This window comes from Arthrobacter sp. Soil764 (assembly GCF_001428075.1).
Taxonomy (GTDB): Bacteria; Actinomycetota; Actinomycetes; order Actinomycetales; family Micrococcaceae; genus Arthrobacter.
This window is the reverse complement of sequence record NZ_LMSI01000023.1, coordinates 152,505-164,507: the sequence shown is the minus strand read 5'-3', so window position 1 is coordinate 164,507 and position 12,003 is coordinate 152,505. Positions and strand designations below refer to the sequence as shown.

At 67.7% G+C, this 12,003-nt stretch carries 10 protein-coding genes; 7 read left to right on the top strand and 3 right to left on the bottom strand.

The window, feature by feature from the left end; translation table 11 throughout:
- The first annotated feature begins 68 nt into the window (after positions 1–68).
- The 3 genes from tgt to ASG86_RS17560 all read left to right on the top strand — a co-directional run bounded on the left by tgt (position 69) and on the right by ASG86_RS17560 (position 3,254).
- Entirely contained in the window at positions 69–1,364 is a 1,296-nt protein-coding gene (tgt, locus tag ASG86_RS17570; RefSeq protein ID WP_056337372.1) for a tRNA guanosine(34) transglycosylase Tgt, read from the top strand.
- A gap of 34 nt (positions 1,365–1,398) precedes the next feature.
- Entirely contained in the window at positions 1,399–2,148 is a 750-nt protein-coding gene (locus ASG86_RS17565; RefSeq protein WP_056337369.1) for a dienelactone hydrolase family protein, read from the top strand.
- A gap of 167 nt (positions 2,149–2,315) precedes the next feature.
- Positions 2,316–3,254 (top strand): type IV toxin-antitoxin system AbiEi family antitoxin domain-containing protein, encoded by a 939-nt coding sequence (locus ASG86_RS17560; RefSeq protein ID WP_056337364.1) that lies wholly within the window; start codon positions 2,316–2,318, stop codon positions 3,252–3,254.
- A gap of 135 nt (positions 3,255–3,389) precedes the next feature.
- On the opposite strand, the gene ASG86_RS17555 is transcribed toward ASG86_RS17560, so the two are convergent.
- On the bottom strand, positions 3,390–4,151 hold the full coding sequence (locus tag ASG86_RS17555; protein WP_056337361.1) for a queuosine precursor transporter: 762 nt from the start codon (positions 4,149–4,151) through the stop codon (positions 3,390–3,392).
- A gap of 186 nt (positions 4,152–4,337) precedes the next feature.
- Between ASG86_RS17555 and ASG86_RS17550 the strand changes: the two genes are divergently transcribed.
- Entirely contained in the window at positions 4,338–5,195 is an 858-nt protein-coding gene (locus ASG86_RS17550) for a hydroxymethylpyrimidine/phosphomethylpyrimidine kinase (protein ID WP_056337358.1), read from the top strand.
- Between the two features lie 93 nt (positions 5,196–5,288).
- Here ASG86_RS17550 and ASG86_RS17545 read toward each other — a convergent pair whose 3' ends face one another.
- Positions 5,289–7,037, bottom strand: coding sequence for a pyruvate dehydrogenase (locus ASG86_RS17545; protein ID WP_056337356.1), 1,749 nt, complete (start codon positions 7,035–7,037; stop codon positions 5,289–5,291).
- Positions 7,038–7,203: 166 nt separating this feature from the next.
- Positions 7,204–8,598 (bottom strand): MFS transporter, encoded by a 1,395-nt coding sequence (locus ASG86_RS17540; RefSeq protein WP_056337352.1) that lies wholly within the window; start codon positions 8,596–8,598, stop codon positions 7,204–7,206.
- A 244-nt stretch (positions 8,599–8,842) separates the two neighbouring features.
- Here ASG86_RS17540 and ASG86_RS17535 point away from each other — a divergent pair, with 244 nt between their 5' ends.
- Genes ASG86_RS17535 through ASG86_RS17525 form a run of 3 tightly spaced genes read left to right on the top strand, consistent with a single transcriptional unit; the run spans position 8,843 to position 11,986 of the window.
- Positions 8,843–9,514, top strand: coding sequence for a response regulator transcription factor (locus ASG86_RS17535; protein ID WP_056337492.1), 672 nt, complete (start codon positions 8,843–8,845; stop codon positions 9,512–9,514).
- Entirely contained in the window at positions 9,511–10,962 is a 1,452-nt protein-coding gene (locus ASG86_RS17530; RefSeq protein ID WP_056337349.1) for a sensor histidine kinase, read from the top strand. Before ASG86_RS17535 ends, ASG86_RS17530 begins: the two co-directional genes overlap by 4 nt.
- Positions 10,946–11,986, top strand: a complete 1,041-nt coding sequence (locus tag ASG86_RS17525; RefSeq protein ID WP_056337346.1) for a TAXI family TRAP transporter solute-binding subunit — start codon at positions 10,946–10,948, stop codon at positions 11,984–11,986. The genes ASG86_RS17530 and ASG86_RS17525 overlap by 17 nt, the downstream gene beginning before the upstream one ends.
- Positions 11,987–12,003 lie beyond the last annotated feature (17 nt).

Genomic DNA, 12,003 nt, shown 5'->3' with positions numbered 1-12,003 from the left:
TTTTTGGGGCACGCGCATTGCCGGCGCTGGTTTATTGAGGCGGCGCCAATTGCTGGCACACTGGTACGGTGCCAGCCAACCCCGCCTTCGCCCTGCCTGATACCCGGTCACAGTTTTCCTATACGGTAGGCACGCGCCTGGCGGAAACCTGCCCGCCCACCGGGGCGCAGGTGGCCGACAACGGCGGGGAATTCCTCGGCCGCACCGGCACCATCTCCACGCCGCATGGTGACATCCAGACCCCGGCGTTCATCGCCGTCGGAACCAAGGCCACGGTCAAGGCGGTGCTGCCGGAAGCCGTAGCGGATCTCGGCGCGCAGGCTGTGCTTGCCAATGCCTACCACCTGTACCTCCAGCCCGGCGCGGACATCCTGGATGAGGCGGGCGGCCTGGGTGCGTTCATGAACTGGTCCGGGCCCACCTTCACGGACTCCGGCGGGTTCCAGGTGATGAGCCTGGGTTCGGGGTTCAAGAAGGTCATCGACATGAAGACCGTCGCCGCCGCCGGTGCTCCAGGACCGGACGACGCCGTGGCGCCGGGCAAGGAACGCCTGGCGCACATCGACGACGACGGCGTGTGGTTCAAGAGCCACCTCAACGGGGACCGCCACCGCTTCTCCCCCGAGATCTCCATGCAGGTCCAGCACCAGATCGGCGCCGACATCATGTTCGCGTTCGACGAGCTCACCACGCTGCAGAACTCCCGCGGGTACCAGGAGGAATCGCTGGAGCGCACGCGGCTGTGGGCAGAGCGGTGCATCACGGAGCACTTCCGCCTCACGGAGGAACGGGCGGGCAAGCCGTACCAGGCATTGTTCGGCGTGATCCAGGGCGCCCAGTACGAGGACCTGCGCCGGAAGGCCTGCCGGGACCTGGGCGGCATACCGTTCGATGGCTTCGGCATCGGCGGCGCTCTGGAAAAGGAGAACCTGGGCACAATTGTTCGCTGGTGCAATGAGGAACTGCCGGAGGACAAGCCGCGCCACCTGCTGGGCATTTCCGAGCCGGACGACATTTTCTCCGCCATCGAAAACGGCGCCGACACCTTCGACTGCGTCTCCCCCACCCGGGTGGCCCGCAACTCAGCGTTCTACACCCCGGAGGGCCGGTACAACCTCTCGGGGGCGAAGTACAAGCGCGACTTCGGGCCGCTGCAGGACGGCTGCGACTGCTACGCCTGCGCCAACTACTCCCGGGCGTACATCCACCACCTGTTCAAGGCCAAGGAGATGCTGTCCGCCACCCTGATCTCCATCCACAACGAGCGGTTCGTGGTGAAGATGGTGGACGACGCCCGGCTGGCCATCGAGTCCGGCACCTTCTTCGATTTCAAGGCAGAAACCCTGGGCCGGTACTACTCCTAGGCTGTGCACCTGGGAGCTCCGGTAGTGTGGGCGGATGCCTATCGAAATCCCTGCCGCAGAAGGCACCGCAGAGGCCCTGGTGGCCCGCCCGTCCACTGGAGCCGGTCCCTTTCCCGCCGTCATCCTCTACATGGATGCCTTCGGCCTGCGCCCCCGCATCCAGGAGATGGCCCAGCGCATCGCCGACTGGGGCTACGTGGTGCTGGCGCCCAACGTCTTCTACCGTGAAGGAACGGCCGCGGAACTCGCCCCCACCGGGGACATGTCCACCCAGGAAGGCCGGGAAGCCGCGGGCAAGGCCGCTTTCCCGCGGGTTGGCCGCCTGACCCCGGACAAGGCGCTGCCGGACATCGGTGCGTGGGTTTCGGCCCTGGCAGCGCTCGACGGCGTGGCGCCCGGCCCCATCGGCACCGTGGGCTACTGCATGGGCGCCCGGCTCGCCGTCCGTACCGCCACCTCCCACCCTGACCTGGTGGCTGCATGTGGCGGCTTCCACGGCGGCGGCCTGGCCACTGACGAGCCGGACAGCCCGCACCTGGGGCTCCCGAATGCGCGGGCCCGGTTCGTGTTCGGCCATGCGGACCATGACCGGAGCATGGCTCCCGACGCCGTTGCCCGGCTGGGCGAAGCCCTCCAGGCTGCGGGGCTCGAGGCCTCGAACGTTATCTATGAAGGGGCGCCGCACGGATACACCATGGCCGACACTTCGGCCTTCCACCCGGACGCCACCGAGCGTCACTTCAAGGAACTGCGGGCCCTCCTGGACGCGACCCTGAAGGGCTAAGCCGGCGGTCCGTCGTCGAACCCGCCGGAAAGCGTCCGGCGCGCCGGAACGTTGCGGCGAGCCGGACGGGTTCCGGCGGTCCCGGGAACCAGGGCGGCGGTGGCGGGTTGTCCACATGACGACGGCGGCGCCTTCCGCAGCTGCCACAGCCGCGGGATCCTGCCGGGATGACACCACAGCAGCCAGTCCGTCTCCCCTCTCTTCCGAGCACCGGCAACCTGTGGCGGACGGGGCAACTGCACGAGAGGGGACTCAATTCCCGGGCCATCAAGGCCTTGGTCCTCCGCGGGAAGCTGGTCCGCCTTCGCCACGGCTGCTACATCCGCGCTGAGCTGTGGGAGAAGCAGACACGTCCCGTCCGCAGCAGGCAGCTGATTCGCGCCCATGCCCACGCGACGCTGACCACTTCAACGGGCGGCTATGTGTACAGCCACACCTCGGCGGCCCGGCTGCACGGTTTGTATCTGTGGGATCTTGATGACCTGGTGCACATTCTGCTGCCGGGGAGCCCTTCCACTGAGCGGCTCGGCAAGGACGTCCGGGGCCATACCCGGCCGTGGACCGCGCCGGAGGTGGTCACTCTCCGCGGCCTCCGGGTGACCTCGCTTGAGCGGACGACAGTGGATTGCGGCATGATGCTGGGCTATCGCCAGGCACTGGTGCTGATGGACCACGCCCTCCGGCTCGGCGCTGACAAAGCCCTGATGGAGAGTATGGCGGAGTCCCTGCAGGGACGCCGCGGGATCCGGACCCTTAGACGCGCACTCGCCCACGCAGATCCACGTTCGGAGTCACCCGGTGAGACGCTCACCCGCGAACTCCTGACACGGCTGAAGCTTCCCCTGCCGGAGCCCCAGGTTGAGGTGGCTACACGCGCTGGCCAGTACCGGCTGGATTTCGCCTGGAAGGAAAAGAAGGTGGCGCTGGAATTCGACGGGAAAGCGAAGTACTTCGACTACCGGCCAACGGCCGAGGTGCTGTTCCAGGAGCGGCAGCGCGAGAAGGCCCTCACCGAGAATGGTTGGACCTTCGTGCGTGTTTCATGGGCCGACCTGTTCCGCGAACATGAGTTCAAGGCCCGAATCCTTGCCGCGCTCCGGCGGTAGCCATGCTGCCGGACCGTCAAACCGCCGGAACGCGACCAGGCCGCCGGTACTTTCCAGCGATCCGGCACCATTCCGGCGATTCGGAACCAGGCAGCCAACAGGTCAGCAGTCAGAACGTGCGACGCCGGGTGGCAGTTACGCGGGGTTTGTCACCGCTGGGGCGGCCTGACCTGCAACGCCGTAACTGGGTTCGCGCCTCTTGACCCAGTTGATGGCCAATGAGGTGACGGGTACGAAGAGGAACTCCACCAGGGTCTTGTACACAAAGCCCACCACCACGTAGTTCACAAAGCTGCCGAAGTCCGCAATGCCGATCACCGATGCCGCGATGCTGCAGAAGATCAGCGTGTCCACGAACTCTCCGGCGCCCGAGGAGCCCATCAGCCGGGCCCACAGCGACTTCTCTCCGCTGCGGGCCTTCATCCGGACCAGGATCCAGGAGTTGATGGTCTGCCCGGCCAGGAAGGCCAGCAGTGACGCCAGCACGATCTGCGGCACGGGACCCAGCGCACCCTCCAGCGCCGACTGCTTCGCGGCACCGTACTCGTCGTCGAAGCCCGGCAAGGCAATGATCACCCAGTAGCAGACGGAGGCGAAGACAGACAGCGCGAAGGTGGTGAAAATGGCCTTTCGCGCCACCTTGAAGCCATAGACCTCGCTGATGACGTCGCCCAGGATGTACGCGAGCGGGAAGAGGAAGAAGCCTCCGTCGGTGATGATCGTCCCGATCGCAACACCCTTGGACGCCCCGATGTTGGAAAGGATCAGCACCACGGCCATCGCGGCCAGCATGATGCCGAAATAGGGCGAGCCGACGGCGGCGAAACGGACAACGGGGACTGCGGCCGCAGTCTTGATGGCGTCGGGCGCGGCGCTCTGGCCGGGGGCAGGGGACATGATGGATCCGTTCAGAAGTGGTTGGCCGGCGCCCGGAGCGGGACTGCCGGTTGTATTAGCACTCAGGCCATTCTTCCATTGCCGCTGCTCACGAACCCGGCCCTTGTGGCGGTGAACACTTCCCCGCAGCCTCCGCTGTACGTCGCCACATGGAAAGCGTCCGACGCCGGGTGGCAGGATGGGTGCATGACTTCCGCTTCCCCTGACGCAACGCTGTCCGCCAACGGTCCCGCCGTCGTCCTCACCATCGCAGGTTCCGAAGCCACCGGTGGCGCCGGCGCGCAGGCCGATCTGAAGACCTTCCAGGAACTGGGTGTCTTCGGCATCGCGAACCTCACCTGCATCGTCTCCTTCGATCCGAAGGACAGCTGGAATCACCGCTTCGTGCCGGTAGACCAGCAGGTGATCGCGGACCAATTGGAGGCGACGACGGCGGCGTACGGTCCGGGATCGGGCGCGCCGTCCGCTTTGGACACGGTGAAGATCGGCATGCTGGGCAGCCCGGCGACGATCAGCACGGTGGCCGGCGCGCTGCAGGAGAACAGGTTCGCCAACGTGGTCCTGGATCCGGTGCTGATCTGCAAGGGCCAGGAGCCCGGCCACGCGCTGAACACCGACCAGGCCCTCAAGGCGCAGATCCTGCCGCTGGCCACGTTTGTTACGCCCAACCACTTTGAGGCGGAGTCCCTGTCCGGCCTGGAGATCACCGACGTTGAGTCCCTCAAAGCCGCTGCCGTCCGCATTCATGAGCTCAGCGGCGCTGCAGTCCTGGCCAAAGGCGGGGTGCGGCTGGAAGGCCCGGACGCCGTCGACGTCTTCTACGACGGTGAGACCCTGGAAGTCCTGAGCGCCCCGAAGGTGGGCGAGGTGGCCGTCTCCGGCGCCGGCTGCTCCCTCGCCGCCGCCGTCACGGCTGAACTGGCCAAGGGCGCCAGCCCGTTGGAGGCTGCCCGCACGGCCAAGGACTTCGTCACCGCCGGCATCCGCAACCGCGTTGCCTCCGGCGCCCCCTTCGACGCCCTGTGGCAGGGCGGCGCCCGCTAGAACCTTTCTCCCCGCGCCGGATTCGCCGGAAGCCCTCGAGATCGCCGGGATTCTGCGGCGAACCCGGCAGTTTCCGGCGAACTCGACGTGCGCCTACCGCCGGGGGATGTTGCGCAGGTTGGAGCGGGCCATGCTTACGGCCTCGCCAGCGCCACGGTTGAGGACCACCTTGGACATGGCCGTGGCGAACCCGATCACCTGGGAGCCGGAGATCTTGGGCGGGATGGACAGCGCCTTCGGATCGGTGATCAGCTCCACCAGCGACGGGCCTGGGTGCGCGAACGCTTCCCGGTAGGCCGTCTCGATCTGCGCGGGATCCGTGACGCGGACCGCGTGGAAGCCCAGCGACTGCGCCACGGCAGCGTAATTGGCGTCCGGCACGTCCACGCCGAAGTCGGGCAGCCCGTCCACCAGCATCTCGAGCTTGACCATGCCCAGGGTGGAGTTGTTGAAGACCACCACGTTGACCGGCAGCTTGTAGGCGGCCGCGGTGAGGAGCTCGCCCAGCAGCATGGACAGCCCGCCGTCACCCGAAACCGAAACCACCTGCCGCCCCGGGTATGCCAGCTGCGCGCCGATGGCGTGCGGCAGGGCGTTGGCCATGGAGCCGTGCAGGAAGGACCCAATCAGCCGCCGCGTGCCCAGCGGGTTGATGTAGCGGGCAGTCCAGACGTTGCACATTCCGGTATCGGCCGTGAAGATGGCGTCCTCCGCGGCCACCTGGTCCAGCAGCGAGGCCGCGTACTCCGGGTGGATGGGCTGCTTCTTCTCCACTTTGCGGGTGTACGCGCCCACGGCCTTGTTCATGAGCCGGTCGTGCTTCTTCAGCATCTGGTCCAGGAACCGGCGGCTCTTCTTGGCATTCACCAGCGGCAGCAGCGCGCGCAGGGTGGGGAGGACGTCGCCATGGACGGCGATGTCGACGTCGGTCCGGCGGCCCAGGCGCTGCGCCGCCCGGTCAACCTGCGCGGTCCTGGTGTCCGGCAGGAACTGGTCATACGGGAAGTCCGTGCCCAGCAGGATCAGCAGGTCTGCGTCCTCGATCCCCTCTGCGGCGGCGCCGTAGCCCAGCAGGCCGGTCATTCCGATATCGAACGGGTTGTTGTACTGGACAAAATCCTTGCCCCGCAGCGAGTGCCCCACGGGCGCCTTCGCCAGCTCGGCGAGCGCCATTAGTTCCGCATGCGCGCCTTCAACGCCGACGCCGGCGAAGATGGCCACCTTCCCGGCGTCGTTGATGGCATCCGCCAGCTCCCGCACGCTTGCCGGGTCCGGGACCAGCGCTGCAGGGCGGAACGTGGCCGGGAGCGGTGTGGGTGCCGTTGCCTCCAGCCCGGCGATGTCGCCGGGCAGGGTCACGACGGCGACTCCCCCGAGTCCCAGCGCGTGCTGGATGGCGCTGTGCATGACGCGCGGGGCCTGCTCGGCCGTGCTGACGAGCTCGGAGTACACCGAGCACTCGTTAAAGAGCCTGTCCGGGTGGGTCTCCTGGAAGAAAGTGCTGCCGATCTGCTTGCTGGGAATGTTGGAGGCGATGGCCAGCACCGGAGCGCCGCTGCGGTTGGCGTCGTAGAGGCCGTTGATCAGGTGCAGGTTGCCGGGGCCGCAGGAGCCGGCGCACACCGCGAGCTTGCCGGTCAGCTGCGCTTCGGCGGCCGCTGCAAAGGCGGCGGCTTCCTCATGGCGGACGTGGATCCAGTCGATGCCGCCCTTCGCAGAGCCTCCCGTCTGGCGGACCGCGTCCACGATCGGGTTGAGGCTGTCACCGACAATCCCGTGGATCCGCTGCACGCCGGCAGCCTGGAGTTGTTCGATGAGCTGGGTGGCAAGTTCCTTGGCCATAGGTGCAGACTCCCGCGGTTGTGGTGGTGTGCCGACATGGCCCAATATAGTCCGCCCGGCTGAAGCGGCCATGTGGACCGGCAAACAATGGAGGCGTACGACGGCGGCCGGGCAGCCGCCGTCGTACGCCTCCTAAGGGAACAATCGCCTTGGTTCAGGCCGGGCACTAAACGCCGAGGGCGTCCTTGTCTTTGCCGCTGCCCGTGGGAGCCTGGTCCCAGGCGTGGCCCTGTTCGGTGTCCAGGTGCGTGGCCTTCTTGTTCTTCAGGGCGAAGATGTAGACCAGCAGGGAGATGGCGATGGCCACGGTGACGTAGGTGAAGAACAGGTCCTCGCGTTCCGCCTTCTGGAAAGCGGCGCCGATCAGCGGGACTGTGCCGCCGAAGAGCGAGTTGGCGATCGCGTAGCCCAGGCCCACGCCCAGGGCGCGGATGGAGGCCGGGAAGAGCTCGGCCTTCACCAGGGCGTTGATGGAGGTGTAGCCACCCACGATCAGCAGGCCGCCCATCATGAGCAGGAACGCGGTGAACGGATCCTTGGTGCCGGCCAGCGTGGACAGCAGCGGCCAGGTGAACAGGACGCCCGTGATGCCGAACCACAGCAGCAGGGGCTTGCGGCCCACCTTGTCCGAGATGATGCCGTAGACCGGCTGCAGCAGCATGAAGATGAACAGGGCCCAGAAGTTGATCACGGAGGTGTCGGTCTTGGCGATGCCGGAGGTATCGTTCATGAACTTCAGGATGAAGTTGGTGTAGGTGTAGAACGCCACGGTGCCGCCCAGGGTGATGCCGATGCAGACCAGCAGCGGCTTCCAGTAGCTGGTGAACAGCAGCTTCATGGTGCCCGGCTGGGCCTGGCCGGCCACTGCGGGGGTCTTGGCCGCCTCGATCTGTTCGGCCGAGACGGTCTCCTCCATGGAGCGGCGCAGCCACAGCACCACCAGGGCAGCGACGCCGCCGATGGCGAACGGGATCCGCCAGCCCCACTCGTTCAGGTCGCCCTTGGGCAGGGCGTTCTGCAGGATCACCAGCACCAGCAGGGCCATCATCTGGCCGCCGATCAGGGTGACGTACTGGAAGCTGGAGAAGAAGCCGCGGCGCTTGGAGGTGGCGGCCTCGGACATGTAGGTGGCGCTGGTGCCGTATTCGCCGCCAACCGAGAAGCCCTGGATCACGCGGACCAGCACCAGCAGGATCATGGCCCACAGGCCGATCACGTCCTGGGTTGGCAGCACCGCGATGGCGAAGGAGCCTGCGGACATCAGGGTGACGCTGAGCGTCAGCGCGGCCTTGCGGCCCTTGCGGTCCGCGTAGCGGCCGAAGAACCAGGCGCCGATGGGACGCATGAGGAACGACGTCGAGAAGACAGCCATTGCTTCGAGGCCGGCCTGCAGTTCGTCCTTGGAGTTGAAGAAGTGGGCTTGGAAATAGGCGGCGAAAACGGTGTAGACGTAGAGGTCGTACCATTCCACAAGGTTGCCGGCGGAGCCCTTCAGGATATTGCCCACGGCCCGTCGGGTCTGGGCTGCCTCCGATGGGGGCGCGGCTTGTTGGGTGCTCATCGGCGAGTTCCTCCTTGTAGTGACGGCGGCCTCCGGCAGCGGAGGGCCTTATCCAAGGTATGGGTGATCCACCGCACAACCTACGCGGCGGGGCATTTCCTAACACTTCCTTAGGATTCGGCGCGGGACGGCGTGCGCGCCGGCCTGGCAAGCCCCGCCGTCGGGCAAACTTTGCCGCCGCGCGGTAATCTCACGGAGCGGGGATGAACCGGCAACCGCGGATAACGCAGCAAGGAAGATGGCCATGGACGTGCTGATCGTCGAGGACGACGACGCCATGGCCGGTGCCCTGGGCGCCGCCGTCGAAAGCGCCGGGCACCACCCGCAGCGGCTGTCCCGGGGCGCCGACGCCCTGCTCTCGCACCGGAACTTCCAGGTGATCCTGCTGGACCTGGGGCTGCCGGACATGGATGGGCTGGAAGTGCTGCGCAAGCTGCGCCAGGTCACCGATGTCCCCATCCTGATCCTGACCGCCCGCGACGACGAACGCAGCGTGGTGCTCGGGCTCCGCTCCGGCGCCGACGACTACCTGGTCAAACCCGTAAAGCTGGTGGAACTGCTGGCCCGGATTGAAGCGGTGACGAGGCGGGCGGGACGGGGCCGCGGAACGCCGCAGGAGGACGTTATTGTCCTGGACGACCTGGCGATCGACCTCAACCGGCGCAGCGCTTCCAGGGCAGGCACGCCCCTCCCCCTGACCGCCACGGAATTCGAACTCCTGGCACTGCTGGCACGGCATGCCGGTTCTGTGGTGACGCGCGAGCAGATCCTGGACGCCCTGTGGGGCGACGCGTTCCTGGCGTCCTCCCGGTCCTTGGACGTGCACCTCACCGGGCTCCGGGCGAAACTGCAGAAGCCCGGGTTCATCATCAATGTGCGAGGCGTCGGGTACCGGGTGGAGGCGGCTTCCGGATGAGGCTGCGGGTGCTGGGCGTCCTCAGCGTGCTCTGCCTGGTGGTGGTGTTCCTGATTTCGGGGACCATCCTGGGTTCCGCGTCCCGTGAGCTGACCCAGGAACTGCAGATCAACCGGGCGGCGTCCCTGAACCGGCTGGCACAGGTCGCCTTTGACGCGGCAGGCGACGGCGATACGGCCCGCCTTCAGCGGGAGATGGACACGTACTCGGGGCTCTACGGGGAGGGCATCGTAGTGCGGGTGCAGCAGCGGACCCTCGCTTCCGGCGGCCTTGATGCGGGGCAGCCCGACGTGCAGGATGCCTTGTCCCTGGCCCGGCTGAACGTGAGCAACACAGCCCTGGAACCCCTCGAGCCCTTTGGCTCCGCTTCCCGCGTCATCTTCCGGCCCTTCGGCAGCGCCAGCCAGGTCCTGGGCGCCGTGGTCCTGGACGTCGATGCCGCAACGGCGCAGCAGAAACTCCGGGAGCGGTGGCTTGCGGTGGGAATCGCTGCCCTTGCACTGGCCGCCGTCCTTTTGGTGGGGGCCGCCCGGGTCACCGGATGGGTTCTGCGGCCCGTCCTGCGGCTGGATTCGGCCGTGCACCAGCTGGAGCGGACCGGGCAGGCAGGGCGCCTCCCCGAGGATGGCCCGCCGGAGCTGCGGGAACTGAGCCGGTCCTTTACGGCCATGGCACGGACCGTCAGCGCCAGCATGGCGGCGCAGCGGCAGCTGATCGCTGATGCGTCCCACCAGCTGCGGAACCCGGTGGCGGCGCTCCGGCTGCGGCTGGACCTGCTCCAGCTTGAGCTGAAGTCCGCCAGGGAACACGATGCCGCCGAGAAGGCCCTGGCAGAACTCGAAAGGGTGGAGGAGATCCTGGACGGAGTACTGAAGCTCGCGGCCGCGGAACACCGGGCGTCCGAGGGATACCTGCGGGCTTCCGGCAGTCCTGCAGGCCGTGCGCCTGCCCCACCGGTGGACCCCTTCCCCATCCTCCAGGGGGAGCTGGAGCGGGCAGCGCCGCTGGCGGATCAGGCCGGCTGCCAGCTGGCCCTTGCCCCGCCGCCGCAGCCGCCGGCACTGGTGGCCTGCCACCCTGCAGAGCTGGCCCAGATGGCGGGCGAACTCCTGAACAACGCCATCAAGTACGCCCAGGGTGCCGCCATTGCCGCTGCCGTGCGGACGGAACCGGACAAGGTGGTGGTGGAAATTTCCGACGACGGTCCCGGGCTTTCCGCTTCAGAACGCGCCTTGGCTGCCACCAGGTTTTGGCGGTCCCCCCAGCACTCCTCTGTTCCGGGGACCGGACTGGGCATGACCATCGTGGGTGAGCTTGCCGCCGCGAACGGGGGGCGCCTGGTCCTGGCCGAAGCGGCCCCGCATGGACTGGCGGCCCGGATCGAGTTTCCGGTGCCGCCAGCGGACCAGCTGGCAGCAGGGTCCGGCAGGGATGGTGCCCGTGCGTGAGCCCGGCGCCCCAAACAGCCCTGGTGCCCCGGGCGGTCCGGCCGCTCTCCCGCCGCGGCGGTCCGTGCTCAAGTCGGCCTTCGCCGTCGGACTCGCCGCATGCCTGCCGTCTGCCCTCGCTGCCTGTACCGGCGGGGACCGGCCGGAGACCCTGATCGTTGCCGGCGGCGAACCGGGCGGCTTCTACCTCGAGTTCTCAACGCTGCTGGCAGCCGCTCTGGAACGCCACGGAGTGGCGAACCAAGCCAGGCCCCTGGCCACCGGTGGCAGCCTGGACAATATCGCGGAGCTGCGGGCCGGGCGGGCTGCCTTTGCCGTGGCACTGGCAGATGCTGCCACCGACCAGCCGGGCGGGGACACAGCGGAGATCTCCGCGGTCGGCAAGGTGTACGAAAACTACGTCCACTGCGTGGTCCGGAAGGACAGTGGAATCCGGGACATCTCCGGGCTGGCCGGACGCCGGGTCGCCGTGGGCCAGCCCGGTTCCGGCACATCGCTGACCACGCCCCGGCTGTTCGAAGCGGCGGGAATCGCCACCTCCGAAGGTGCCGCTGCGCCTCCGGCCGGAACCGCCGCCGTCGAAAACCTTGGCCTGAACGACGGCATCGCCGCGCTCAAAGCGGAGAGGGTGGACGCCCTGTTCTGGTCAGGCGGAGTTCCCACCGCTGCCATCGCCGCAGCCCAACAGGAGGTGGGGCTGGCCCTCCTGGACCTGTCGGGCCTGCTGCCGGAACTGCGCCGGCGGTACGGCGGCATCTACGACCGCGTGCTCATTCCGGAGGGAAGCTATCCCGGTGTGCCGGCGGTGTGGACGGTGGGTGCTCCCAACCTCCTCCTGTGCCGCAGGGACCTGGACAACGCCACGGTGGAGCGGACGGTGCAGCTGCTGGTGCACTCCGCCGCCGAGCTGATCCCCCAGTCGAGCCTGGGCGTGCAGTTCCTCAGCGCCGAAAGCCTCATCAATACCGCCGGCGTCCCCCTGCACCCCGCCGCCGCGGACGCGTACCGGGCGCTCCACGGCTGACCCAACGCCCGCTCACA